This is a genomic window from Sphingobium sp. RC1, from assembly GCF_059738765.1.
This window is the reverse complement of sequence record NZ_AP027306.1, coordinates 1,761,944-1,786,745: the sequence shown is the minus strand read 5'-3', so window position 1 is coordinate 1,786,745 and position 24,802 is coordinate 1,761,944. Positions and strand designations below refer to the sequence as shown.

General features: G+C 63.2%; 20 protein-coding genes. 19 read left to right on the top strand and 1 reads right to left on the bottom strand.

The window, feature by feature from the left end; genetic code table 11:
* Nucleotides 1–14: 14 nt before the first annotated feature.
* Nucleotides 15–1,022 carry a GNAT family N-acetyltransferase gene (locus AC6JBC_RS08790; RefSeq protein WP_498023861.1) on the bottom strand — a complete coding sequence of 336 codons (1,008 nt, stop codon included), beginning with the start codon at nt 1,020–1,022 and terminating at the stop codon, nt 15–17.
* Nucleotides 1,023–1,072: 50 nt separating this feature from the next.
* Between AC6JBC_RS08790 and AC6JBC_RS08785 the strand changes: the two genes are divergently transcribed.
* The 19 genes from AC6JBC_RS08785 (at nt 1,073) to AC6JBC_RS08695 (ending at nt 24,801) form a co-directional block, all read left to right on the top strand.
* Nucleotides 1,073–2,605 carry an acyl-CoA ligase (AMP-forming), exosortase A system-associated gene (locus AC6JBC_RS08785; RefSeq protein ID WP_498023860.1) on the top strand — a complete coding sequence of 511 codons (1,533 nt, stop codon included), beginning with the start codon at nt 1,073–1,075 and terminating at the stop codon, nt 2,603–2,605.
* A complete protein-coding gene (locus AC6JBC_RS08780) occupies nt 2,602–3,834 on the top strand; it encodes a pyridoxal-dependent decarboxylase, exosortase A system-associated (protein ID WP_498023859.1) in 1,233 nt (410 codons plus the stop codon). The genes AC6JBC_RS08785 and AC6JBC_RS08780 overlap by 4 nt, the downstream gene beginning before the upstream one ends.
* Before the next feature lie 133 nt (nt 3,835–3,967).
* Nucleotides 3,968–4,612: an XrtA/PEP-CTERM system exopolysaccharide export protein gene (locus AC6JBC_RS08775; protein ID WP_498023858.1), complete on the top strand. Its 645-nt coding sequence runs from the start codon at nt 3,968–3,970 to the stop codon at nt 4,610–4,612.
* Nucleotide 4,613: 1 nt separating this feature from the next.
* Nucleotides 4,614–6,131: an XrtA system polysaccharide chain length determinant gene (locus tag AC6JBC_RS08770; RefSeq protein ID WP_498023857.1), complete on the top strand. Its 1,518-nt coding sequence runs from the start codon at nt 4,614–4,616 to the stop codon at nt 6,129–6,131.
* Between the two features lie 11 nt (nt 6,132–6,142).
* Complete coding sequence (locus AC6JBC_RS08765; RefSeq protein WP_498023856.1) at nt 6,143–7,060, top strand: P-loop NTPase; 918 nt, start codon at nt 6,143–6,145, stop codon at nt 7,058–7,060.
* On the top strand, nt 7,057–8,640 hold the full coding sequence (locus AC6JBC_RS08760) for a hypothetical protein (protein WP_498023855.1): 1,584 nt from the start codon (nt 7,057–7,059) through the stop codon (nt 8,638–8,640). Before AC6JBC_RS08765 ends, AC6JBC_RS08760 begins: the two co-directional genes overlap by 4 nt.
* 19 nt (nt 8,641–8,659) lie before the next feature.
* Complete coding sequence (locus AC6JBC_RS08755; protein WP_498023854.1) at nt 8,660–9,871, top strand: XrtA/PEP-CTERM system-associated ATPase; 1,212 nt, start codon at nt 8,660–8,662, stop codon at nt 9,869–9,871.
* A gap of 9 nt (nt 9,872–9,880) precedes the next feature.
* The gene (locus AC6JBC_RS08750; protein WP_498023853.1) at nt 9,881–10,729 is read left to right on the top strand and encodes an XrtA system polysaccharide deacetylase; all 849 of its coding nucleotides are present in this window, start codon (nt 9,881–9,883) and stop codon (nt 10,727–10,729) included.
* Nucleotides 10,726–11,790, top strand: a complete 1,065-nt coding sequence (locus tag AC6JBC_RS08745; protein WP_498023852.1) for a FemAB family XrtA/PEP-CTERM system-associated protein — start codon at nt 10,726–10,728, stop codon at nt 11,788–11,790. The genes AC6JBC_RS08750 and AC6JBC_RS08745 overlap by 4 nt, the downstream gene beginning before the upstream one ends.
* A complete protein-coding gene (locus AC6JBC_RS08740; RefSeq protein WP_498023851.1) occupies nt 11,787–13,016 on the top strand; it encodes a TIGR03087 family PEP-CTERM/XrtA system glycosyltransferase in 1,230 nt (409 codons plus the stop codon). Before AC6JBC_RS08745 ends, AC6JBC_RS08740 begins: the two co-directional genes overlap by 4 nt.
* Nucleotides 13,013–14,548, top strand: coding sequence for an exosortase A (gene xrtA / locus AC6JBC_RS08735; RefSeq protein ID WP_498023850.1), 1,536 nt, complete (start codon nt 13,013–13,015; stop codon nt 14,546–14,548). Before AC6JBC_RS08740 ends, xrtA begins: the two co-directional genes overlap by 4 nt.
* Before the next feature lie 11 nt (nt 14,549–14,559).
* Nucleotides 14,560–16,455 carry an XrtA/PEP-CTERM system amidotransferase gene (locus AC6JBC_RS08730; protein ID WP_498023849.1) on the top strand — a complete coding sequence of 632 codons (1,896 nt, stop codon included), beginning with the start codon at nt 14,560–14,562 and terminating at the stop codon, nt 16,453–16,455.
* Between the two features lie 94 nt (nt 16,456–16,549).
* Nucleotides 16,550–17,899 (top strand): sugar transferase, encoded by a 1,350-nt coding sequence (locus AC6JBC_RS08725; protein WP_498023848.1) that lies wholly within the window; start codon nt 16,550–16,552, stop codon nt 17,897–17,899.
* On the top strand, nt 17,899–19,032 hold the full coding sequence (locus AC6JBC_RS08720; RefSeq protein ID WP_498023847.1) for a glycosyltransferase: 1,134 nt from the start codon (nt 17,899–17,901) through the stop codon (nt 19,030–19,032). Before AC6JBC_RS08725 ends, AC6JBC_RS08720 begins: the two co-directional genes overlap by 1 nt.
* A 63-nt stretch (nt 19,033–19,095) precedes the next feature.
* Nucleotides 19,096–19,848: a class I SAM-dependent methyltransferase gene (locus tag AC6JBC_RS08715; RefSeq protein WP_498023846.1), complete on the top strand. Its 753-nt coding sequence runs from the start codon at nt 19,096–19,098 to the stop codon at nt 19,846–19,848.
* A gap of 29 nt (nt 19,849–19,877) precedes the next feature.
* Nucleotides 19,878–21,167 (top strand): hypothetical protein, encoded by a 1,290-nt coding sequence (locus tag AC6JBC_RS08710; RefSeq protein WP_498026035.1) that lies wholly within the window; start codon nt 19,878–19,880, stop codon nt 21,165–21,167.
* Nucleotides 21,164–22,309, top strand: coding sequence for a glycosyltransferase family 4 protein (locus tag AC6JBC_RS08705; protein WP_498023845.1), 1,146 nt, complete (start codon nt 21,164–21,166; stop codon nt 22,307–22,309). The genes AC6JBC_RS08710 and AC6JBC_RS08705 overlap by 4 nt, the downstream gene beginning before the upstream one ends.
* Nucleotides 22,306–23,058: an FkbM family methyltransferase gene (locus AC6JBC_RS08700; protein ID WP_498023844.1), complete on the top strand. Its 753-nt coding sequence runs from the start codon at nt 22,306–22,308 to the stop codon at nt 23,056–23,058. The genes AC6JBC_RS08705 and AC6JBC_RS08700 overlap by 4 nt, the downstream gene beginning before the upstream one ends.
* A complete protein-coding gene (locus AC6JBC_RS08695) occupies nt 23,059–24,801 on the top strand; it encodes an MFS transporter (protein ID WP_498023843.1) in 1,743 nt (580 codons plus the stop codon).
* Nucleotide 24,802 lies beyond the last annotated feature (1 nt).

The window sequence follows — 24,802 nt, the reverse complement described above, 5'->3', positions numbered from 1 at the left end:
TAATCGTTCCGCCTTCAGCCCACAAGGGCGGAAATCGCGGTTCGCGCCGCGGGAATCCATGTCGAGGCAAATCGCGGATTGAAGAAGTCGAGACGGTAGAGCGTTTGCCGCTGCTCCATCCATTCCGCCTTGTAGGGGTTGTCGCCGGTGCCGTAGTCGATGTGGCGGACCTTGTCGGCATCTATGGCGTGGGCGAACATCGCGTGGCTGAGCAATGTGCCCGGAGAAGCGCCGTCGAAAGCGCGATCATGCGCCAGCTTGTGGATGAGGGCGACGTCATTTTCGATAGTCCATAGCTGGGTCGCCACTGGCTGGCCATTGAGGCGCGCAAAGCCGAGCCGGAGCGTCCCGGCGGCGGCCTCACGTTCTGCCAGTGTGCGCAGGAAGGAGAGGCCGGGTTCCGGCTGTTTCCAACTGCTCGCATGTACCGTCACATAGTCGTGCCACAGCGTGTCATCGACCTGATGGCGAATCTCGATGGTGAAGTGGCTCGAGCGGGCCTTTCGCTGGACCTGATTGCGCAGACGGCTGGGGCGATCCGCCCAATAGGCGGCGAAGTCGCGGCCGTTCAGGGCGAGGACATGGCGTCCACCCATGGGCCGCCGGACGCCGAACCAGCCGCTACGCCTGAAGGCATCGAGGAGCATTTCCGCTGTATCGCCGACCGGATAAAAGTCGATGTGGCGGCCGGTCCTGAACAGTTCGGCGGCGAGTATCTCTGCCAGACGGCGGCGCATCGGCTCATCAGGATCGCCGAGATATATCGGCGACCAGGCAAAGCTGTACCAGTTGGCAAGCGCGCTTTGCCGTTCGGGAGAGGGCGACAGCAGGAACAGCCATGCTTCGACCTGTCCTTCTATAGCCTGAAAGATGCGGACTTGCTGGTTGTTGAAACAATGTTCGTGCAGCGATTCGAACCAGTCGATGCGGTCGAACAGGGAAGGCGTCGCGGCGCGATCCATCCGCCCGTCCAGCGCCTGCCGGGCATCTGCGATCGTGCTGTATTCCCTTGTGACCAGCAAATCATTATCTCCCCGGCACTGTCCCCATGCCTTAGGTGAAAAGTCTGGAAATGGAGTTAAGCCGAACCGCCCTGATCGATGGCGAGGAAGTTCGCCCGATCGACCACCTGTTGTTGCGGGGTGAGGCGGCGCGTCCGGCGCTGGATGGCCGGTCGGGATCGCAGGATTATGCCGAACTTGAGACGACGCTTGGTCGCCTTGCAGGTTGGCTGGCGGGGTTCGGGCTGGAAAGGGGTGCGCGGGTTGCAAGCTGGATTGCCAAGGGTCCGGTTGCCGCGCTGATGCCATTGGCGGCCCCGCGCGCGGGCTTGGTGCATGTGCCGGTCAATCCGCTGCTGAAGCATGCGCAGGTGGCGCATATCCTCGCTGACAGCGGCGCGCGGTTGCTGGTCGCTACTCCGGCGCGGCTTGATGCTTTGGAGCAGGGGGATGTTCCGGGCGATTGCCGCCTGTTGCGGGAGGAGGATGCGGCGGCAGCCATGAGCGGCGGGAATGGACTGCCGCCCTCCGAAGCCGGGCCGCATGATCTGGCGGCGATCCTCTATACCAGCGGTTCGACCGGGCGGCCCAAGGGGGTGATGCTCAGCCACGCCAATCTATGGCTCGGTGCGGCGAGTGTGGCCCGCTATCTGGGCCTCAATGCCGAGGACCGGACCTTGTGCGTGCTGCCCTTCAGTTTCGATTATGGGCAGAATCAGCTGTTTTCGACCTGGTATGCGGGCGGGTGCGTCTATCCGCTCGACTATCTGACGGCGCGTGACGTCATGAAGTCGGTGGACAAGCGCGACATCACGACGCTGGCCGGGGTGCCGCCGCTTTGGGTGCAGTTGACGGAGCTTGAATGGAAGCCGGAAGTGGCGGGGAAGCTGAAGCGCCTGACGAGTAGTGGTGGCGCGCTCACCCGGCCGTTGGTGGCTAAATTGCGCGGTCTTTTCCCCAAGGCTGACCTTTATCCCATGTATGGGCTGACCGAGGCTTTTCGGTCCACCTATCTGCCGCCAGCGCTTGTGGATCGTTATCCCGACTCGATGGGGTCGGCGATCCCGCATGCGGAGATATTGGTGGTGCGGCCCGACGGCAGCCTGACGGACGATGATGAAGCGGGTGAGTTGGTCCATTGCGGGCCGTTGGTGGCGCAAGGCTATTGGCGGGATGAGGCGCGCACGGCAGAGCGGTTTAAGCCTGCGCCGCCGTCCTCTCGCTATGGCGGTATGGCGGTCTGGTCAGGGGATAGCGTGCGACGGGATGCGCAAGGGCTGCTCTATTTCGTTGGACGCGATGACGCGATGATCAAATCCTCGGGCAATCGCATCAGTCCGACAGAGATTGAGGAAGCGGCGGTGGCGGTGCCTGGGGTGGCGGAGGCCGTCGCGCTGGGCATCAAGGATGAACGGTTGGGGCAGGCGGTGCTGCTGCTCATCCGATCTGGCGACGCTGATGCCGAGGCGACGGTCGAGGCGAGGTTGAAGACCGAATTGCCGAATTTCATGCAGCCCCGGACGATCATCCGGCTGGCGGATTTTCCCCGGACGCCTAATGGCAAGATCGACCGAGTGGCACTGGCCAAGGAATATGACAGATGAAGCCGATGGGACCTGTTCCGCCCTTTTTCGAGGGTGAGGAAGGCATGTTGCTGATCGGCGGATGCGGTGCGGCGAGTCTGGTGGACGAGGCGGGGGATACGCCGTTGTTCGTCTATGACATGGGGATAGTCGAGCGGCAGGTGCGCGATTTGCGGGAGGCCATGCCATCGCAATTGTCGATCCATTATGCGGTGAAGGCGAACCCTTATCCGGCGTTGCTGGAACGTATGGCGCGGCTGGTTGATGGCTTTGACGTGGCTTCTGGCGGCGAAATGGCGCGAGCGCTGGAAGCCGGGATGGATGCGGCGCATGTGAGCTTTGCCGGGCCGGGCAAGCGCGATGATGAACTTGCGGCTGCGATCGATGCTGGCGTGACGCTGAACCTGGAGTCGGAAGGAGAGGCGCGCCGAGCGCTTGCCATCGCGGAGAAGCGGGGGCGGACGCCCCGGCTCGCCGTGCGGGTCAATCCCGACTTTGACCTTAAGGGGTCGGGCATGCGCATGGGCGGCGGGGCCAAGCCCTTTGGCGTCGATGCCGATCGGGCGGCGGGGCTTGCCCGATCGTTGATCGACGCGGGAGCGGACTGGCGCGGCTGGCATATTTTTGCGGGATCGCAGGCGCTGGACGCGGAAGCCTTGATCGACACGCAGGCGGCAACAGTGGGATTGGCGGCGCGGCTTTCGGATGCAGTGGGTACTGCGCCGCCGCTCGTCAACCTGGGTGGGGGATTTGGAATTCCCTATTTTCCGGGCGATCAGCGGTTGGACATTGCGCCGATCGGCGAGGCGCTGGGCCAGACGCTGCATGCCCGCGCTGATATATTGGCGGGCAGTGAGTTTGCGATGGAGCTTGGCCGCTGGCTGGTGGGCGAGGCGGGCGTCTACCTGACCCGTGTGGTCGATGTGAAGCAGAGCCAGGGCGAGACGTTCGCCGTGGTGGATGGCGGATTGCACCATCAATTGGCGGCAAGCGGGAATTTCGGCACGGTGGTTCGGCGCAACTATCCGATGGCGGTGGCGAACCGTTATGGCGCGCCGCCTGCGGAGGAGGCCGTCACGGTCGTGGGCTGTCTGTGCACGCCGATCGACAAGCTGGGCGACAAGGTTGCTTTGCCGCCGGTGGTGGAAGGGGACCTGATCGCGATCTTCGCGGCGGGGGCCTATGGTGCTTCGGCTAGTCCCGCCGCCTTTTTGGGGCATCCGCCTGCGCTCGAACTATTACTTGGCTGATATACCAATAGTTTGACGCCTAACCGTATCTTTACCCTTTAGGGGCAAGAAGAGGCCCAAAGCCCATCGCTTTGCGGCCGCTTCACTTGCTTGGCGGCCGTGCATGCGTGCGGCCCTGTCATGAGGTGAAGATATGCGTTTCCTGTCGCTTTCCCGAGCTCTGATCGGCGCATCGCTGCCCGCCTTGGCGCTGTCGGCCTGCGCTTCTGGAGGCGGTGGTGCCCAGCTGCCCTCGGCATCCTTCGTGGCGCAGCAGGAAGGGCCGGGCGAGGAATATGTGATCGGGCCGCTCGATGACCTGACTGTCTTTGTATGGCGCAACCCGGAATTGGGCGCGAAGGTTCAGGTGCGGCCGGATGGGCGGATTACCACGCCCCTGATCGCCGACATGCCAGCCGTGGGCAAGACGCCCAAGCAACTGGCCGACGACATGAAGGTGGCGCTCACCAAATATATCGAAAATCCGCTGGTGTCGGTGATCGTCAACAATTTCTCGGGCACCTTTAGTCAGCAGGTGCGGATCGTGGGCGCGACCGAAAAGCCTGCGTCCATTCCTTACCGCGCCAACATGACGCTGCTTGACGCCATGATTTCCGTCGGGGGCCTTAGCGAATATGCGGCGGGTAACCGGGCGCGGCTCGTGCGCTTCAACAAGGAACAGGGCAAGCAGCAGGAATTCAACGTCCGCATCGGCGATCTGCTGAAGCGCGGCGATAGCAAGGCGAACGTCATGCTGGCGCCGGGCGATGTCATCATCATTCCGGAAAGCATGTTCTGATATGGCCGGTCTTTACGACGAACTGCTGATTGCCCTTCACGGCATATGGACCCGGCGCTGGCTGGCGCTGGCCGTGGCTTGGGGCGTGTGCATGCTGGGGTGGCTGGGCGTGGCTCTGGTGCCCAACAGCTATGAGAGCAAGGCGCGTGTTTACGTGAATACGCAGTCGCTGTTGCAGGACAAGGTCGGCATTACGCAAGTCCAGTCGCAACAGGACCTTGATCGCGTGCGCCAGACGCTGGCCAGCACCGCCAATCTGGAGCGGGTGGTCAAGGAAACCGACCTTAACCAGACGATCAGCGGGCCGCGCGACATGGCGGCCAAGATTACGGCGCTGCGTGAAGGCATCACTGTGATGGCGCAGATCGATCCGAGCATGATCGATATCAGCGCCAAGTCGGCGGACTCCAGCCTGTCGGACGGAGCCAATGCGCGGATCGCGCAGCAGGCGGTGCAGAAGCTGATCGAGATTTTCCAGGAAACGAACCTGTCGTCCGACCGTGTCGAGACGAAGCAGAGCCTTGCCTTCCTTGACCAGCAGATCGCGGCGCGCGGGCGTCAATTGGCTGCCGCAGAGCAACGTCGTGTCGAGTTCGAGCAGCGCTATGCTGGGATGCTGCCGGGCGCGGGCTCCATAGGCCAGCGCATGGACGCGGCGCGGATGGAGATCAACAATATCGAGTCGCAGCTGGTGCAGGCGTCGAGTGCGCTGAGCGCCATGAACGGCCAGCTTGCTGGAACGCCGCAGGTGTTGCCGGGTGTTGGCGCTTCGGGCGGCCCTTCCGCATTGGCGCAGGCTCAGGCGGACCTTGCCGGAATGCGCGCGCGGGGTTGGACCGCTGACCATCCGGATGTGATCGCGGCCCAGCGTCAGGTCGAAGCGCTGCGCCGTCAGGGTGGCGGCGGGGGCGGGGCGGCTGGTTCGCCCAACCCTGCGTATCTGTCGATCAAGTCGATGCAGGCGGAGCGGGCGGCGACTGTTCAGGCTTTGCAGACGCGCAAGGCGCAGCTTCAGGCTGACCTTAATGCAATGTCATCGCGCCAGACCGATGAGCCGGGCCTCGCCGCCGAGCAGGAAAAGCTCGACCGCGATTATGAGGTGCTGAAGACTCAATATGACAAGCTGCTTGCTGATCGCGAGGATGTGCGCCTGCGCGGTGATGTGAAGACCGAGACGGGCTCCGTTCAGTTCCGCGTGATCAATCCGCCGAGTGCGCCCACCGCGCCATCGGCGCCGAACCGGCCGCTACTGCTGCTCGGTGTACTGATCGTCGGCATTGGTGCAGGCATCGGCAGCGCCTTTGCGATGGGGCAGCTCAAGGGCAGCTTCCCGACGGCGGCACGGCTGGAGCGGGCGGTTGGCCTGCCGGTCATCGGTTCGATCACGCAGACGGTTAGCGCCGCGCAGAGGGCGGTCGAGAAGCAGCGGCTGAAATGGCTCGCCGGTGCGAGCGGGGGGCTGGCGGCGCTGTGTGTGCTGCTGATCCTCGTCGAATTTATCCAGCGTGGCATGGCCTGAGGAGCGGCAAGATGAACAAGCATAGCTCCCTTTCCAAAGGTTCGCTGATCGAGCGGGCGACGGAAATCTACGATTTCAGCGCGGCTTTGCAGGGGCGTGCTGCTCCTGCTGTGGAAGTGCCTGCCGATGAGGTCTTGCCGCCAGTGGTGGAGATTGCCCGGCCGGTGGCTGTGGAGGCGGGATATCGCGCGCCTGACTGGCGTGGGCCGGTGCAAAGTATCGACCGGATTGCTCTGGCCGAAAATGGCTGGCTGTCGCCCGATAGTCCGGCGACTGCGATTAGCGAGGAGTTCCGGCTGCTGAAACGCGATCTGCTTGCGCAGCTTGGCGATGATCCGCGCGGCAATCGTGTGCTGGTGTGCTCGGCCCATAGCGGGGAGGGGAAGAGCTTCTGCGCGATCAACCTGGCGCTAAGTCTGGCGGCGGAGAAGGATCGGGAGATCCTGCTGGTCGATGCTGACTTCGGCAAGCCGGGCATTCCAGAGGCGCTGGGCCTGACGAGCGGGCAGGGGCTGATGGATGCCATTGCCGATCCGTCGGTCGCGATCGAGGACTGTGTGATCCGTACGGATATTCCGTCCTTTGCCGTGTTGCCTGCGGGACAGCGGAGCAACAACGACACGGAATATCTGGCTTCGGCGCGGACGGAAACGCTGCTTCGCCGCCTGACCGAGGGGCGGCCGGACCGGGTCATCCTGTTCGATTCGCCGCCTTTGCTCGCTGCGTCGGCCGGTGCCGTGCTGGCGAGCCATGCAGCCATCGCGTTGCTGGTGGTGCGCGCCGACCAGACGAGCGAAAGCGCGCTGCGTGACGCGGCGGGCATGCTGAAGGCGGCGGGGCAGGTGCAGTTGCTGCTGAACGGCGTGACCTTCTCCGCCAGCGGCCGCCGCTTTGGCAGCTATTATGGTGAGGGGAGCGACGACGCATGATGCTGCGTACTTCCCTGGGGTTGCTGGGCGCGCTGACGCTGACCGCTTCGCCCGTCATGGCGCAGGAGCGGAAGGTCGAAGTTACCCCCTATCTGGGCGTTGATCAAACCGTGCTCGTGCCGTTGAAAGGTGGTGGCGATGTCCTGACCTATACCAATGTGACGGCGGGATTGACGGCGCAGTTGCAGACGCGCCGTGTCGAGGCGGTCGCTGACGTTCAATATAATCACAGCTTTGGCTGGGGAAGCGAGGCCAGCGATCAGGATGTGATCAGCGGTATCGTTTCGGGCCAGTATCTGGTGTCGCATGGGCTCACCCTGAATGCGGGGGCGCTTGCGACGCGCATTCGTACGGATGGCCTTTCGGGCGCGGCGACGCTGAACGATAGTCAGACTAGCCAGGTTTATGCCGGTTATGTGGCGCCGTCCTACGCCTCATCCTTCGGCGACATCGACGTCACGGCCTCTTATCGGCTCGGCTATGCGCGGGTGGATGAGGATGTGAACGCCGATTTTGCCGGAGCGCCCAATGTCGGTTCCTTCGCTGACTCGGTTTCGCACAGCCTCGCTGGTTCGGTCGGCGTGGCGCCGGGTGTTTGGCTGCCGCTCGGCATCGTGGCCAGCGCTGGCTATGACCGGGAAGATGCGAGCGAACTGGATCAGCGGTTCGAGGATGCATGGGGCCGCGTGGATGCGACGCTGCCGGTGTCGCCGACTGTCGCCCTTGCCGGGGGTGTAGGCTATGAACGGATCAAGATCAGCCAGCGCTCGCCCGAGTTGGATTCGAGCGGGGTGCCAGTCATCCGCAACGGCCGCTATGTCACTGACGACAGTTCGCCGCGCTCGCTGATCTATGATTTCGATGACATCATCTGGGACGTTGGCGTGCTCTGGCGTCCCAATCGCCGCACCTCGTTGGAAGCGCGGGTCGGCGAACGCTATGGCGGCATGACCTATACGGGTAGCTTCGTATGGCAGGGTCGCGGCCAGTCCTTTGCGCTGGTGGTGTTCGACGGCATCGACAGCTTTGGGCGGATCATCACGTCCAATGTTGCGGCGGTCTCGGGCAGCAGCCTGAATGTCGTGCGCAATCCCTTCACTGGCGATTTCACCGGCTGCGCCTTCTCGCAGAGTGGCGGCGGGCAGTGCTTCAACGATGCGCTGACCGGGGTTACCGACGCGAACTTCCGCTATCGTGGTGTTGCCGCCCAATATGCGGCGCAGCGGGGACCTTGGGGCCTTGGCGTCGGCCTTGGCTATTCGCAGCGCAAGTTTGTGACGCCTTCGGGTCAGACGGTGTTCGTGCGCGGAACGCGGGACCAGAACTGGTATGGCACCGCCTCGCTCAGCTACGTGATCGACAGCCGGTCCAGTCTGGATAGCGCCGTCTACGCCAATTATTTCGATGCGAGCGGCGCACGGCTCGACGTGCTGAACCTGGGCGCGTTCACCAGCTACAACCGCCTTATTAACCGCAATCTTCAGGCTTCCGCTTCGCTTGGGCTCGACAGTGCCAAGGCGGACGATCTCGATGCCGTCATCAACGCCATGGGCCAGGTCGGCCTGCGGTACAGCTTCTAATCGCGTCCGGAGACGAGAGATGTACGACCAGTTCTACGGATTTGAGGGCCGCCCGTTCCAGCTGACCCCCGACCCGCATTTCTATTTTGAAAGCGCGACCCATCGCAAGGCGCTGTCCTATCTGGGCTATGGCCTGGCGCAGGGTGAAGGCTTCATTGTCATTACCGGCGACATCGGCGCGGGCAAGACGACGCTGGTCGGGCACCTGATGGCGACGATCGATCCGGCGCGGCTCACTGCGGTCAAGATCGTATCCACCCAGGTCGGCGGGGACGACATGCTGCGCCTCACCGCGCAGAGCTTTGGCCTGCCGACCGATGACATGCCCAAGGCGCAGATTTTGCGGCAGATCGAGGCGTTCCTGCATGGTCAGGCGCGCGCAGGGCGGCGGTCGCTGCTGATCGTCGATGAGGCGCAGAACCTCTCTGTTTCGGCGATTGAAGAGCTGCGCATGCTTTCCAACTTCCAGTTGGGCGGGCAGTCGCTGTTGCAGATATTCCTGCTGGGCCAGCCGGAATTTCGCGATCTGCTGAAGTCCGCGCAACTGGAGCAGTTGCGGCAGCGCGTGATCGCGACCCATCATCTCGATCCGATGCAGCCGGAGGAGGTTGAACCCTATATCCTGCATCGCCTGTCGATCGTCGGGTGGAATGGTGATCCGCAATTCACGCCAGATGCGTTCGCGGCGATCTATGCCGCGACCGGGGGCGTGCCGCGCCGGGTCAATGTGCTGGCCAGCCGTGTGCTGCTGCTGGGTGCGCTGGATCAGTTGTCGGAAATCGATGCGGCTGCAGTGCAGGCGGTGATCGAGGATATGGGCGCGGACAGCGATGTTGCCGTGCAACCGATGCCGTCATCCGTGCTGGACCAAGCGGAGGAGGCGCCTACTGTGACTCCGGTCGCGGCGCAGGCGGAACCCGCGCGCGAAACACTGCGCGCCGAACTTAATGCGCTGCGGTCGCGTCAGCCCGAGCCATCGCCCGCGCTGATGGACGAGATTGCCACGCTGCGCGCGGAAGTAGATTCGCTGCGGATCGAACAGGTCGCCATCGAGGCGGTGGACCCCGAGGCGCTGAAGGATTGCTTCACTCTGATCGAGGAGCGGCTTTCCTCGCTGGAATTCCGCGTGGGCGAACAGGATACGGCGCTCCGTCGCGTGCTGACGCTGCTGGTGGATTGGGTGGAGCGTGAACAGCGGATGGGCGACGCGCCGCATAGCGCCGCCGCCTGACGCTTCATCATGGTGCTGAATGCCCTATCGGTCGATGTGGAGGATTGGTTTCATGTCGGCGCTTTTGAGCGCACGATCAGCCGGTCTTCGTGGGACGGACTGACGCATCGGGTGGAGCGCAATACGGATGCCGTGTTGGCCCTGTTTGCTGAGGCGGGGGTCAGCGCGACATTCTTCACGCTTGGATGGGTGGCGGAGCGCTATCCTGCGTTGATGCGGCGGATCGCGGAGGCTGGGCATGAGGTGGCGAGCCATGGCTATGATCATGCGCGTGTCTTTACGATGAGCCCGGAGGCGTTTCGCACGGATTTGCGCCGGTCGCGCGCCCTGCTGGAGGATGCCAGCGGGCAGCGCGTCATTGGCTATCGGGCGCCCAGCTTTTCGATCGACCATCGGACGCCTTGGGCGCACGCCATATTGGCGGAGGAGGGCTATCGCTATTCCAGCAGCGTCGCGCCGATCCGACATGATCATTATGGCTGGCCTGAATCGCCCCGCTTTGCCTGGCGGCCGGTGGCGGGGAGTGATTTGCTGGAGCTGCCGGTGACGACGGCTAAGTTTGGCGGGCGGAGGTTGGCTGCGGGCGGTGGGGGATTTTTCCGGTTGCTGCCCTATGGCTTTTCCCGCTGGGCTATCCGGCAAGTGAATGGGCGGGAGAAGCAGCCCGCCATCATCTATTTCCATCCCTGGGAAATTGATCCCGACCAGCCGCGCGTGGCGGGAGCGCCGCTTCGATCGCGTTTGCGCCATTACAGCAATCTGTCCGTGATGGCGAACAAGCTGCGTCGGCTGACCGCTGATTTTTCCTGGACGCGCGTGGATGCGCTTGTCGCTCGCGAGGCGGAGTTGGCGGCATGAGGGTGGATGGCGGAGTCGGCGTGATCACGCTCGATTTGGACGACGCCGTGCAGGTGGCTGCGGTGGATGCCTTCGTTGAGGGCATGGTGGACGGAACGCCTTTCCATCGGCCTGCCTGGATCAAGGCGGTTGAGCGTGGCACTGGCAATCGTGCGCATATGCTGGCTGCTGTCGCTTCGTCGGGGCAGATCGCGGGTCTTCTCCCGCTGACGCACATGAAAAGCCGCCTGTTCGGTGAAGCGCTCGTGTCTTCGGGCTTTGCCGTCGATGGCGGCATATTGGCGAGCGATTCTGCCATTTCGTCGGCGCTGGCGAGCGCTGCTGAAGGATTTGCACGGGATCGCGGCGTCGCTTCGGTCGAACTGCGCGGCGGGTCATCACCCGGCGAGGGCTGGAGCGTTCATGCGGGAAGCCATCTCGGCTTCGTCAGGCCGATCGCTGCCGATGACGAGGGTGAGTTGCTCGCTGTCCCACGCAAGCACCGGGCTGAATTGCGCAAGGCATTGGCTAATCCGGCGTTGAGGGTTGAGGTTGGGCGGGACGATCATCTCGTGCGGGCGCATTATGATGTTTATGCGCAGAGCGTGCGCAATCTCGGGACGCCGGTTTTTCCGAAGCGCCTGTTTCGCGAAGTGCTGGCGGCGTTCGGTGAGGATGCCGACATATTGATCGTCTATGAGGGTGACCGGCCGGTTTCGGGAGTGCTGACACTCTACCATCAGGGGCGGGTCATGCCATTCTGGGGAGGCGGCGTCGCCGAGGCGCGGCGGCTGCGTTCCAACGAACTCATGTATTACCGGCTGATGGGCCATGGGCGGACACGCGGCATGCGCCTGTTCGACTTCGGCCGATCCAAGACGGGAAGCGGGCAGGCCGCGTGGAAGAAGAGCTTTGGCTTTGATCCAGTGCCACTCGCCTATCATAGCTGGTCGGCGACGGGCGAGCGGCGCGACATCAATCCTAACAGCGCGCAATATCAGCGTCGCGTGGAGATGTGGAAGAAGCTGCCGCTGCCGATCGCCAACCTGATCGGCCCGCTGATTTCGCGGGGGCTGGGATGACGGGCGAGATAGTTTTCCTCTGCCACCGCATCCCCTTTCCACCTGATCGGGGCGACAAGATCCGATCCTATCACATATTGAAGCGGCTGGCGGAGATAGCGCCGGTGCATGTCGGCTGCTTTGCGGATGACGATCGCGACCTGAGTTTCGCATCGGCCATGGCGGAGATGACGGCGAGCCAGTACGTGCTGAAGCGCGACAGGTCGCGCGTTGTGGCGGGTCTGTCCGGATTGGTTAGGCGGCAGCCGATGCTGGTGTCCCTCTTTGATGACAAGCGGCTGCATCAATGGGTGCGGACGACTTTGGCGGAGCGGCCGATCGCGGCGGTGATGGCCTATTCGGTGCAGATGGCGCATTTTGTGCCGGTGCTTCCCGATGGCGTTCGTTTCGTCATGGATTTCGTCGATTTCGATTCGGCCAAATATGCGAGCTATGGAGCGGCAGGCGGCGGTGCCATGGGGTGGATCAACCGGCGCGAAGGGCGGGTTCTGCTCGATTTTGAGCGTGCCACTGCCGAGCGTGCTGATGTCAGCGCTTTCGTTAGTGAAGCCGAGGCCGCACTGTTCCGGGAGGCTGCGGGCCTGGACGGCGCGCGGGTCATCGGCATGGATAATGGCGTGGCGTTGGATTATTTCGATCCGGCGGCCGAATTTGATGGGGTTGCGCGACCGGCGGGTCCGCTCATCCTGTTCACCGGGCAGATGGACTATCGACCCAATGTCGAGGCGGTAGAAAGCTTTGCGCGTGATAGCTTGCCAGCCTTGCGAGCCAGACATCCCGAGGCTTGCTTTGCCATCGTCGGGCGCAATCCTTCGCCGACCGTCAACGCGTTGTCTCAACTGCCCGGCGTCATTGTGACTGGCGCGGTGCCTGATGTTCGCGGCTGGCTGGCGGCGGCGGATATTGTGGTTGCGCCGCTGCGGATCGCTCGAGGCATACAGAATAAGGTGCTGGAGGCGATGGCCATGGCGCGGCCCATCGTCGCGTCGCCGCAAGCGGCCGAAGGCATCGATGCGCAGGACGGGGTGCATTTTCTCATCGCGGCTGATCCTGCCGCAGAGGTCGAAAAGATATGCGCGCTGCTGGCTGATCCTGATCGGGCGCGGCGTCTGGGCGAGGCTGCCCGCTCGCGAGTGGAGCAACGCTATCGCTGGTCGGAAACGCTCAAGGGCTTGCCGGATATGCTGTTCGGTCCTGTCCCCGCTTTAGGCAGCCGGGCCGCGTGACTGACAGGACGCTGTCTTTGTCTCGAGCGCGCAACGTTGGCGTGGAAGGCTGGCGCGGGCATCTCGCCGCGCTTGGCGTTCTGGCGTTCCTGATCCTGACGCTGTTCCATCGCGATGCGGCGGGTATGGTGTCGATATGGTGGAATGCGTCCACCTTCGGCCATTGCCTCTTCATCCCGTTCCTGATCGCGTGGCTGGTGCAGCAGAGACTTCCCGGCCTGCGCCAGCTTCAGCCCGTACCCTGGGCTCCCGGATTAATCTGGATGGCGCTGGGCGCGTTCGCCTGGCTGTTGGGAGCGGCGGCGGGTGTCGCGGTGTTCCGCCATGCGGCGATCATCCTGATGTTGCAGGGTAGCGTCATCACGCTGCTCGGGCCTGCCGTGGCGAGGGCGCTGCTGTTCCCGCTTTTCTACGCCTTCTTCATGGTGCCGGTGGGGGAGGAACTGGTCGCGCCGCTGCAATTGATCACGGCGCGGCTATGCATGGTCTTTCTCGGCATTGCGGGCGTTCCCGCGCATCTGGACGGCATCTTCATAACGACGCCGACCGGCTATTTCCGGGTGGCGGAGGCCTGCTCGGGCGCGAAGTTCGTCATTGCGATGACGGCCTATGGCGCGCTGGTCTGCAATGTCTGCTTTGCAAGCTGGCGGCGTCGCATCCTCTTCATGGCAGGTGCGCTGATATTGGCGGTGCTGGCCAACGGCTTGCGTGCGTTCGGGACCATATGGATCGCGCATCTGACCAATATCGAGGCTGCGGTCGGCTTTGACCATGTCATGTATGGCTGGGTCTTTTTCGCTATCATCATGGCGGTGGTGATGGCCGCAGCGTGGCCCTTTTTCGACCGACGGCCGGGTGATCGATGGTTTGATCCTGCTCGGCTTGGGAGCCTCATTCGTGGTCGCCTCCCGCTTGTCGTCGCAGTTGGTGCAGCGAGCGTGTTGGTGCTTGCCGCGCCCGTCTGGCTGATCGTGAGCGCTGCGGCGAGCAAGCCACTGCCCGGTGCGCCGACTCTCCCTGCGGTCAAGGACTGGGCACTGACTTCGGCGCAGCCGCGCTACCCGTGGAGACCGCGATTCGATGGGGCGGACTATCTTGTCCTTGGACGCTACCGGAATGCGGCGGGAGATATGGTTGACCTCGCCATCGCCAGCTTTGACCGGCAGGATGAGGGGCGTGAGCTTGTGGGCTTTGCTCAAGGCGCCGCGAATCCTGACCAGCGTTGGTCATGGTCCTCGCCTGCGCCCGCCCCCTCGAACGGGCTAGGCGAGCAGATGACCGCCCCCGGGCCGGTGGTCCGCCATGCCGTCAGCTTCTACAAGGTGGGAGACGGCCCCGTCACCGGCAGCGCGCCGCGCGTGAAGATCGACACGATGCTGGCCCGGCTGCTCGGCCGCGATCAACGCGCCGCTGCCCTCATCGTCTCGGCCGAAGAGCGGCAGGGCAAGCCCGCCGACGCCGCCATCGCGCTGTTCCTGCAAGATATTGGCGATGTGAAGGATTTGGCTGACCGCAGCCTCGGCATCCGCTAAAGCCCCTTCGCATGTGCGGGATAGCGGGCATCTTCCATCTTGAAACGGCCAAGCCGGTCGATCCAGCGCGGGTGCGCGCGATGCTGGATGTGATGCCACATCGCGGACCCGATGGCGGCGGTACGTGGACGGCGCCGGGCGTCGGGCTGGGCCATGTGCGCCTTTCCATCATCGACCTTGGCGGCGGGGCGCAGCCCATGCTGACCGAGGATGAGAGCCTGGCCGTCACTTTCAATGGCGAGATCTATAATTTCGCCGAAGTCCGCGCGGAGTTGGAGGCCAAGGGGCATGTCTTCCGTACGGACAGCGATACGGAGGTGATCCTTCACGGCTATCGCCAGTGGGGCGAGGCCTGTGTCGAGCGGTTCCATGGCATGTTCGCCTTTGCCCTGTTCGACGCGCGGGCGCAGTCGCTGTGGCTGGTGCGCGACCGGCTGGGGGTGAAGCCGCTATATTATGCGCAGCTTTCGGATGGCAGTCTGATCTTTGGATCGGAATTGAAGGCCCTGCTCGCTCACCCGCTGCTCCGCCGCGCCCCAGATTTGGCGGCGGTCGAGGATTTCATGGCCTATGGCTATGTGCCCGACGACGCCTGCATCGTTGCGGGCGTGCGCAAGTTGGCGGCCGGTCACACATTGCGGCTGGTGCGTGGGCGGCCCGTGCCCCAGCCGCAGCGCTATTGGGATGTGAGCTTTGCCGAACGCAGCAAGGCTAAGCCGGAGGCGTTGGAGGAGGAACTGGTCGCCCTGATGCGGCAGGCGGTTCGGTCACGCATGGTTTCCGACGTGCCGCTGGGAGCATTTCTGTCCGGCGGGGTGGATAGTAGCAGCGTCGTCGCCTTGATGGCGGAGGCGTCCAATCAGGCGGTCAAGACCTGTACCATCGGCTTCGATGTGGCGAGCCTGGACGAGAGTGCCTATGCTGACCGGGTTGCCCGGCGCTTTGCTACCGACCACCGTATGCGGATCGTATCGCCCGATGATTATGGGTTGATCGATACGCTCGCCTATCATTTTGACGAGCCCTTCGCCGATGCCTCCGCGCTGCCCACCTATCGGGTGTGCGAACTGGCGCGGGAGAAGGTGACAGTTGCCTTGTCGGGCGATGGTGCCGACGAAGCCTTTGCCGGATATCGCCGCCATCGCTTCCAGATGCAGGGGGAGCGGGTGCGCAGCCTCATTCCTGCATCGGTGCGCGCGCCGCTTTTCGGGACCCTGGGCCGCTGGTATCCGAAAGCCGATTGGGCGCCCCAAGCGCTGCGGGCAAAGTCGACCTTCCTCGAACTGGCGGGTGAGGGGAGCGAGGCTTATGCTGCATCCGTCAGCGTCACGCCCCATGCTCTGCGCCAAAGGCTGTTTAGTCAGGACATGCGCAGTCGGCTGGGCGCTTATCGGGCCGAGGACCGCTATATCCGTGCCATGGCGGATGCGCCTGCGCGCGATCCGCTGGACCGGGCGCAATATGCCGATATTCATATCTGGTTGCCGGGCGACATCCTGACCAAGACCGACCGGATGAGCATGGCCGTGGGGCTGGAGGCGCGCGAGCCTTTGCTCGATCACCGGCTGGTGGAGTTCGCCGCCCGCTTGCCCGTTGCCCAGCGTATCCGGGGCAATAGCGGCAAATATCTGATGAAGAAGGCCATGGAGCCTTACCTGCCCCACGACATTCTCTATCGTCAGAAAATGGGCTTCGTGACGCCGATCAGCAACTGGTTTCGCGGGCCGCTCGCGGGTGAGGCGAGCGCCATTGCGGGTGGGTCGGCGATTGCCCGAACCGGCTGGTTCGACGCCAAGGCGCTGGGGCGCATCGCCGCCGATCACAAGTCCGGGATGGCCGATCATGGCCGATTGCTCTGGCAACTGCTGATGCTGGACAAGTCGTTGACCCGCTTGTTCGGCCTTTGACCGGCTGGCAAAGAAGGCTCTTTCACGCAAAGCCTTGCATGGCAGTCCCGCCGGTGCCAACGGAGCGGGCGGGTTAAGGACAAGCAGGACGCAAGTGACAGTTTCGAAGGAAATAGTTCGAGCGCGACTATACCTGCTCTGCCTCCTAGGGGATCTGGTAGGACTGTTCCTGTCATTTCTGCTGGCGAACTGGTTCGTGCTGGGCGCGCTGCTGGGCGAGCCGGGGAAGCCGCATGGCCTCGTGATGTTCGCCATGGTCGCGCCGCTTTATATATTGCTGGCGGTGCAGGGCGGGGCTTACGGCATTCACATGCTGGACGACATCCGGCGCGGCATCTTCCGGGGGCTTTTGGCGCTGGCGCAGGCGGCGTTGCTGATGTTGCTGGTGGTCTATTTGGGCAAGATCGCCGAGCAGCTTTCGCGTTTGACCTTTGTCGTCGGCCTTGGCTTTTCGGCGGTCAGCGTTGCGCTGGTACGGCTGGCGATTGCCCGGCTTAGCGCTCGCTTGCTGGGCGAGGTGCCGCACCTTACCGCCGTCATCATGGATGGCGTGGAGATAGAGACCCGCCCGCATATGGAAGTGATCGACGCGGCCGCCGCCAACTTGCGGCCTGCCAGCCACGATGCCGACATGGCGGCACGGCTGGCGGCGGCGGTCGGCATGGCCGAGCGTGTGATCGTCGCATGCCCGATGGAGCGGATGAGCGACTGGTCGGTGGCGCTTAAGTCATTGTCCGCACGCGGTGAGATCGTGGTGCCCGAATTGCTGCGGTTCGCACCTGCTCGCGTCGATGAGTTCGATGGGCAACCGACCATCATCGTGGCGGGCGGCCCGTTCCAGTTCCGCGACCGGATCATCAAACGGATTTTCGACATTATCGTAGCGACAGCTGCGACCATCGCCATTTCGCCGGTGCTGATCGCAGCCGCGCTGGCGGTGAAGCTGACCAGCCCCGGACCCGTCATCTTCAAGCAGCCCCGGATCGGGCGCGATGCGCGGCCCTTCAATATCTACAAGTTCCGGTCGATGCGGATCGAGGCGGCTGACCACAAGGCGGACAAGCTGACAGCGCGGGATGATGATCGGGTGACGCCTGTCGGACGCTTCCTGCGCCGGACGAGCATCGATGAACTGCCGCAGTTGTTCAACGTGCTACGTGGCGACATGAGCATTGTCGGGCCGCGTCCCCATGCCGCAGCGGCCAAGGCGGGCGACAGCCTCTATTGGGAAGTCGATGAGCGCTATTGGGAGCGGCATTGCATCAAGCCGGGCATGACCGGCCTTGCGCAGGTCCGTGGTCATCGCGGATCGACCGACCATCATCAGGATTTGATCGACCGGCTTCAGTCGGACCTTGAATATGTGACGAAATGGTCGATCTGGCGTGACCTGCGTATCATCATGGCGACCATCGGGGTGCTGGTGCATCACAAGGCGTATTGATGCGCGGTGTGGACCTGATCCTTTTGCTCGTCCTTGTCGCGTCGGTGGTGGCGCTGCTCTGGCCGTTCCTCTTTTACCCGCTGATCCTGCGCGCATTGCCGACGAAGCCGGAGGCGCCGCGCGCGGGTGAAGTGCCCTCGGCTTCGCTGCTCTTCTGCGCTTATAACGAGGCAGCGGCGATGCCGGATAAACTGGCCAATCTGGCGATGCTGAAGCGCCGCCATCCCGCCCTTGAGATTCTGGCCTTTGACGATGGTTCGTTGGACGAGACCGCGTCGCTGATAGCCGCACGGGGTGATCTGGTGACGTTGATACAGGGTCCGGGTCGCAGCGGTAAGGCGCATGGCATGAAGCAGCTGGCGGCGCGCGCACGTGGCGATGTGCTGATCTTTACCGACGCGAATGTGATGCTGGACGAGGAGGCGATCGGCAATCTTCTCGCCCGCTATGCTGATCCTGATGTGGGCGGCGTCCTCGGCTCCCTGCATTATATGGGTGAGGGTGAGAGCGCGACGGCATCGGTGGGCTCGCTCTACTGGCGGATGGAGGAGCGTCTGAAGGACGAGGAGTCCCGTACCGGCAATGTGCTCGGTGCCGACGGTTCGATCTTTTCCATCCGCCGCGCGCTCTATCCTGTCTTTCCGGACAGTGTGCTTGATGACTTGACGGTGTCGATGGCGGTGGTGTTCGCGGGATCGCGGTTGGTCAAGGCGAAGGACGTCATCGCCAGGGAAAGACTGGTTGCGGGCAGGGGCGATGAATATCGGCGAAAGGTTCGAATCGCCGCTCGCGCATGGCACACGCATCTGCATCTTCGTCCGCAGCTTCGCCGAATGCAGCCGCTCGACCGGTTTAAATATGCGTCTCGCAAGATCATCAGGTGGTTTGGAGGAGTGTTCATTCTGACCGGTGGGATTGCGGCCCTGTTGCTGGCTGTCCGCATCTCGCTTTTGCTGGCTCTGGGCGCAACGGCGCTCGCGTTACTTCTGCTGACGATGGGCTTGCGGGCGAAGTCGGGGCCTTTGGCGGCGGTGACCGACATTCTCATCGCCTATGCCGCTACGTTTCAGGGAGTCATCAAAGCCATGTCGGGCCGCACGGTCACTGTCTGGAATCCCGCAAAGTCACGCTGATCCCTCTCGCCAAAGGCGGGGCATCATGTATAGGCCCTCCCCAATGCTGATCGGAGCCAAGGCGTGATTACTTTCCAGCGGGTGGCGAAAGCCGTCGGCAAGCATCTGACCCGGACCATGCTTGTCCTGCGCAAGGCGATGGGCGCGCGCGCTAACCGGGCGTGCCCGGCATGTGGTCAGTCAGTCGTCGGCTTCTTCCGCTATGGCGAGAATGCGGAATGGGGATGCCCCAATTGCGGAGCATCGCCGCGCGAACGGCTGATGAACCATCTGATCGCGGAAAAGACGCTGACGGTTCCGGAAGATGGGGCCATCCTGCACATGGCACCCAATGAAGGCAGCCTTGTCCGCCGCTTTTCTGCCGCCGCCGGTTATGTACCCGCCGATCTTGATCCGGCGCGCTATTCGGTTCCCGGCATGCGCCGCGTGGACCTGATGGCGTTGGAGGAGGCTGAACAATATGACTTGTTCTATGCCAGCCATGTCATGGAGCATGTGCCGGACGATCACGCCGTCCTGCGCAATATCTATCGCGCTTTGAAGCCCGGCGGCGAAGCCTGGCTGATCGTGCCGCTGTGGGACAAGCCGACGGAGGATGGCAGCTTCGACATTCCGCCCCGCGAGCGGGAACGGCGATTTGGCCAGTGGGACCATGTGCGCCAATATGGTCTGGATTTCGCCGATCGCATTCGCGCAGCGGGCTTCCTGCTGGAAGAGATCGACGCGAGCGGGATCGATGCCGATACGCGCCATTTCTTTGCGCTGGATGACCACTTGTTCCGCGCTCGCAAGCCCGTGGGAAGCGCCGCCCGGTGAGCGCGCTGGTCGGCAGGACCATCGCCAGGATGGAAGGGTCTGCCCGGTTCATCGCCCTCATCAAGCTCGCCAATGTCGGGCTGACGCTGATCTGGGGTTTCGCCGTCACTTATGTTTTCGTGCGCGTCCTGCCGCTGCGCGAGTTTCAGGCGTTTCTGCTGCTGGTCGCCTTCGGCAACTTCACCATTTCGGCCGAGTTCGGCCTGACCAGCATTATCTATGCCCGGCTGCGGCGTCATTGGCTTGGCCATGGCGGAGACAGCGGGGACGGCTTCCGGCTGGAGGAAATGGGCGTCCTTTTCCTGTTCCTGGGCATGCTGATCCTCGGCGGGGTGGTGATCCTGCTCGTCGCGCTGGTGGCGGGGGGGATCGACACGACGATGCCGCTCCTCTTCATTCTCTTTTTCCTGTCCGCCTGCATCAACCTTCCGGCGCTGCTCGCGAAAAGGGCGCTGGCGGCGGTCGATGGGAATTTCGTCTGGGAGATGCTGGATTGTTTGCGGCGGATTATGACCATCGCGCTGCTGCTGTTGATTCTCAAAGGGTTGGACGCGCGACTTTCGGTGGCGCTGCAACTGATCATCAGCATGGCCGTGATCGGATATGCCATCAAGTTGGTGCATGGTCGGTTGGGTATGACGACGCGGCATTGGCTGGCATTTCGCCGGGGCGGCGCATATGTGCGCACCCATTATCTGCGGGATATAAGTGCGTCGGCGCTGTTCACCGTTTCGGAGATCGTGGCCTATAATGCGCCCTATTTCACCATAGCGATCGCCACGCAGGATGCGCGGCCGATGCTGCTTTTCGATTTCCTGTTCAAAATGTCGCGGGCGCTTTCCATGGCCATCCGCGCCATGGTGGAAGCCGCGCTTCCCCGCATCACCCGAGCTTTTCACGGGGGAGACCGACCCCGCCTGCGACAATTGCTGGCCCGGGCACTGGCGGCCGGGTTTATCTTCGCCCTTGCCGCGTCGGCTGCGTTGCTGATGCTTGGGCAGTGGGTCTTCGCAAAGCTGTTCGCCGGACGAGCCGCCATTGGCATGACCGATCTGCTGCTGATTGACGGCGCTTTGCTGGCGCTGACGCTGATCTGCGTGTCGGTCTATGTCCAGGCGGCGCTCGGGCGCTTTTCTCACCTGCTCAAGCGCTCTCTACCCTTCCTCGCCGGATCGCTGCTCAGCGTGCCACTCGCCATGATGCTGGGTGACGGGTTCGATCGAGGCTTCCTCGCAACCTATGCGCTGACGATGATCGTCGTCGCGGCGCTCCATGCCCTGTCGTTGCGCCGTCTGCTGCAAGGTCCGGCCGCGCGATGAAGATCGCAATGGTCGATCCGTCGCTTTTCACCGGGCGATATGATGACAGCCTGTGCAGCGGTCTTGCCGCACAGGGCGCGGATGTGACCCTGCTCGGCCGCCCGATGCGATCCACTGACGCCATCGCGCCGGAGAGCTATCGATACGAATCAAGATTCTTCCATCGGAGCGAAGCGTTGCGAGCGCGATTGGGGGAGGGCAAGGCCTTTCGTCTGATCAAGGCCGCCGAATATGGCGCCGCCTGCGTGCTTGGCCGGATCGGTACGCTGGCAGCGGCGGACGTTGCGCATTTCCAATGGCTGCCCCTCGCGCCCGCCGACCGCCTGCTGTTGCGCCGATTGAAGGGGCGGGTTCCACTGGTCCATACGGTCCACAATGCGGATGCCTATCATGCCGATGCAGGCGTGCAGGGCAGAGGATATCGCGCCTTGCTCGACCTATTCGATGCGCTGATCGTGCATGGCGATACGACGCGCCAGGCATTGGAGGCGCAGGGGATCGCATCTGCCCGCATTCATGTGACGTCCCACCCCCCGATGCGTCTGGCACCGGCGACAACGGCCGATCTGGCCGCTATCCCCGATGCCTCCGTCCCGCGCCTGCTCTTCTTCGGTACGATCAGGCCGTATAAGGGCGTCGATATATTGATCGAGGCTTGCATGTCGCTCTGGCGGGCGGGGCATGCTTTCGAACTGGTGGTGGCAGGCAAGCCCTTCATGGATGTAGCGCCATTGCTGGAAAGAGTCCGGGCCGAAGGCTTTGCCGACCGGCTGATTGCCGACCTTGGCTTCCTCACGGAAGGGCGGCTGGACGCCCATATGGCAAAGGCCGATGCCATCATCTTCCCCTATCGCCAGATCGATTCAAGCGGCGCATTCCTGTCGGCCCTGCACCATGGCAAGGCGATGGTCACATCGGACGTGGGCATGTTTGCCGCCTTGCCGGAGGGAGTGGCGATCCGCACAGCCGCCGGAAATCCGGACGGTCTTGCTCAAGCCCTCTTGCGGCTAATCCAAAGCCCCGCCATCAGGCAGACGGCTGGCGCGGCGGCACGCGCCTATGGTGAGACTATGGGCAGTTGGAAGGATATGGCGTTGGCAACGATCGGCATTTACCGCTCTGTTATGGCCTCGCGCGCATGAGCCGATATGTCCGCGAACTGGCCGACCGCGCGCTGGCGATCCGCCTCGCCATCGCCGGGCGGGTGCATCAATATCCGGAGATCCAGGCGCTTCGTCGGTTCCTCTCCGCCTTTGCGGTCGATTGCATGTTCGATGTCGGCGCCAACCGGGGCCAATATGCGGCGATGTTGCGCAAAGATGTAGGCTTTTCCGGCACGATCCTGTCCTTCGAACCCAATCCCGACATTTTTGCAGAGCTGTCCCGCCGGGCGGCATCTGACGCCAAATGGCACGTGTTCAATCTTGCCTTGTCGGACTTTGAAGGAACCGCCAGTTTCAACATCATGGCGGCCGATCAGTTCAGCTCGCTCAAGAAGCCGTCGGATCGGCAGGATGCCATCTTTGCCGAGCGCAACAAAGTCACCCGGACGGTCGAGATGCAATGCAGGCGGATCGACACGCTTCTGCCGGAGTTGCGGGCGGAGCATGGATTTTCCCGTCCGTTCCTGAAGATGGACACGCAGGGTCATGATCTTTCCGTCTGCGAAGGTGCGGGGGCCGCGATCTCTGCCATGGCGGGCGTGCAGACCGAACTTGGCGTGCGCCTCATCTACGAGAACGGCACCGGCTATCAGGCGATGATCGATTGGCTGGAGCAAAAGGATTTCGTCCCCTCGGCTTTCTTCGCCAACAACAAGGGGCATTTTCCGCTGCTCGTCGAAATGGATGGCATTTTCGTCAACCGGGCGCTGCTGCCGCAGGAAAGCTGAATGTACGTTCCGCCCGCCCGGCCTATCGATGCCCGCCGCCTTTTCCTGGCGGGTGCCATCGGCCTGACCCTGTGGCTGGGCGCTACATTTCTGTGGCATGTGACGTATCGGCAAGGTGTCAGCCTGGCGGTCATCCTGTTTCTGGATCAGGATTTTCCCGCGCTGCTGGGCGGGCTGTTACTGCTGACGCTGGCGGCGCTTTTTGCCGAGGGGATGGGGTTCCGCCTGCCAAAGCCCCGCGCGCGGGTGATCGTGCCGCTGATCGTCGTCTTTGGCCTCGTCGCCTGGGCGGGCCATTACTGGCTGTTCCAGAACTATTCGATATCGCGAGACGAGGAAGTCGCGCGCTTTGCGGCCGCCTATATGCGCGAAGGATTGTTTGCCCGACCGATCCCCGCCGAATGGGAAGCCTATCGGCGCGCGATCATGCCGGAATTCTTCTCTCCCTTTGGCGCTGCCGACTATTGGACCGCCGCCTATTTGCCGATGAACAGCGCGATTCAGGCCTTGTTCTGGCAGTTGGGCGACCCGAATCTGGCGGGTCCAGCATTGTTGATTGCCGGGCTCTTTGCCCTGTGGCGCGTGGCGCTGCATCTTTTTCCGACGCGGGACGATGCCGTTTGGGTGACGATGCTGCTTGGATTGTCGTCCACGCAGCTCTGGGTCACGGCGATGACCCCCTATGCGATGACAGGCCATTTCGCGCTCAACATGGTCTGGCTCGCGCTTGTCCTGCGGGGTGGCGTGATCGGCCATGGCAGCGCTGGTGCGGTGGCGCTGGTGGCAGCTGGCCTGCATCAATGGCATTTCCCGCCCATCTTCATCGCGCCCTTCATATTGTGGATGCTCCTATCGCGCCGCTGGGCCGTTGCCGCATTTCACGTCCTGATCCTGATCGCCATCGTTGTCGTGTGGGCAAAGCTCTGGCCCGGATTCCTCGTCCAATCGTTGGGGCCTGCCGCCGATGTCCGGCCTTCCGCAGGGGTGGCGGACAAGGTGGGGAGCCTGTTCGAACGCCTGGGCGATCGCTGGCAACCGCTGGTCAACCTCAGCCGTTTTGCCGCATGGAACAATATCTTGATGGTGCCGCTGGCGGCGCTGGGCGTGATGGCGATGCAATGGCGCAAGGCGTTGCGGGGGCAGGAAATCGCATTGCCACTGGCGCTTGGCTGCTTTGCCGGTTGCGCGCTCGCGCTGGCCCAGGGCTATGGCTGGGGCTTTCGCTATGCCCACGGCTTCATCGGGCCTTTCTGCCTGCTGGCGGGCCTGGGCTGGGCGCGTTTCCGTCCAGCGGCGATGCGGCCCATTTACCTGGCCGTGGCGATAACGTTGGCGATGAGCGCCTTTCTGGTCTGGCGCACGCATGTGTTCGTCGCGCCCTATGCCGCCAGCCATCGCATGATCGATGCGTCGAAGGCCGATGTGGTGCTGGTCGATCCGCGCGGCGGATTATATGTGACCGATCTGGTGCGCGGCCGGGACGGTGTACCGGGGCGGCCCATGGTGATGAACCTTGGCATGTTGACGCTGGGGCAGGTGGACGAGCTTTGTCAGCATTATGTCGTAGAACTATTCGACCGCGCCGAGTTCCGCCCGTTGGGCATACCGCTCGCTCGCTGGAATCTCGGTCGCATGGACGCGCTCCGCGCACATATGAAGGCTGCTGGATGCGACAAGCCGGTGTTGCCGCCGCTGCCTGAAACCATCGATGATGCGATGAACGCGTCGGGCGACGTGCTATGAT

Coding starts and splice junctions, on each gene's coding strand:
- AC6JBC_RS08745 (WP_498023852.1), top strand. CDS start 10,726: ATGAGGGTGGATGGCGGAGTCGGCGTGATCACGCTCGATTTGGACGAC.
- AC6JBC_RS08730 (WP_498023849.1), top strand. CDS start 14,560: ATGTGCGGGATAGCGGGCATCTTCCATCTTGAAACGGCCAAGCCGGTC.
- AC6JBC_RS08780 (WP_498023859.1), top strand. CDS start 2,602: ATGAAGCCGATGGGACCTGTTCCGCCCTTTTTCGAGGGTGAGGAAGGC.
- AC6JBC_RS08760 (WP_498023855.1), top strand. CDS start 7,057: ATGATGCTGCGTACTTCCCTGGGGTTGCTGGGCGCGCTGACGCTGACC.
- AC6JBC_RS08720 (WP_498023847.1), top strand. CDS start 17,899: ATGCGCGGTGTGGACCTGATCCTTTTGCTCGTCCTTGTCGCGTCGGTG.
- AC6JBC_RS08695 (WP_498023843.1), top strand. CDS start 23,059: ATGTACGTTCCGCCCGCCCGGCCTATCGATGCCCGCCGCCTTTTCCTG.
- AC6JBC_RS08740 (WP_498023851.1), top strand. CDS start 11,787: ATGACGGGCGAGATAGTTTTCCTCTGCCACCGCATCCCCTTTCCACCT.
- AC6JBC_RS08775 (WP_498023858.1), top strand. CDS start 3,968: ATGCGTTTCCTGTCGCTTTCCCGAGCTCTGATCGGCGCATCGCTGCCC.
- AC6JBC_RS08785 (WP_498023860.1), top strand. CDS start 1,073: ATGGAGTTAAGCCGAACCGCCCTGATCGATGGCGAGGAAGTTCGCCCG.
- AC6JBC_RS08705 (WP_498023845.1), top strand. CDS start 21,164: ATGAAGATCGCAATGGTCGATCCGTCGCTTTTCACCGGGCGATATGAT.
- AC6JBC_RS08770 (WP_498023857.1), top strand. CDS start 4,614: ATGGCCGGTCTTTACGACGAACTGCTGATTGCCCTTCACGGCATATGG.
- AC6JBC_RS08765 (WP_498023856.1), top strand. CDS start 6,143: ATGAACAAGCATAGCTCCCTTTCCAAAGGTTCGCTGATCGAGCGGGCG.
- AC6JBC_RS08710 (WP_498026035.1), top strand. CDS start 19,878: ATGGAAGGGTCTGCCCGGTTCATCGCCCTCATCAAGCTCGCCAATGTC.
- AC6JBC_RS08750 (WP_498023853.1), top strand. CDS start 9,881: ATGGTGCTGAATGCCCTATCGGTCGATGTGGAGGATTGGTTTCATGTC.
- AC6JBC_RS08755 (WP_498023854.1), top strand. CDS start 8,660: ATGTACGACCAGTTCTACGGATTTGAGGGCCGCCCGTTCCAGCTGACC.
- AC6JBC_RS08700 (WP_498023844.1), top strand. CDS start 22,306: ATGAGCCGATATGTCCGCGAACTGGCCGACCGCGCGCTGGCGATCCGC.